This window comes from Staphylococcus pasteuri (genome assembly GCF_030547725.1).
Classification (GTDB): domain Bacteria; phylum Bacillota; class Bacilli; order Staphylococcales; family Staphylococcaceae; genus Staphylococcus; species Staphylococcus pasteuri.
In genome coordinates this window covers 1-240 of the sequence record NZ_JAUOQO010000870.1, presented here as the reverse complement: position 1 = coordinate 240, position 240 = coordinate 1, and the positions used below count along the sequence as shown (strand labels likewise).

Here is a 240-nt window from a genome sequence, read left to right as displayed (position 1 = left end):
GAGCTAGCATTTACTCTAGAGCAATCGGGTATCTACCAGCTAAAGGGTACCGCCTACTCACCCAACAGCCAAAGTGATTCTCTTTGGATACAGGTAGACAACGGGCAGCGTCACCTTTGGGATACGCTAAGTACCGCACGTTACGAAGAAATGGATATTAATTCACGTAACGTAAGTGAAACGATCGAGGTAGATCTTAGCCGTGGCGAACACTTTATTACCGTTTACGCACGTGAAGAA

General features: G+C 46.2%; 1 protein-coding gene. It reads left to right on the top strand.

The features are described from left to right. On the top strand, positions 1 to 240 hold a 240-nt coding region (locus tag Q4528_RS15760), incomplete at both ends, for a hypothetical protein (protein WP_303522669.1).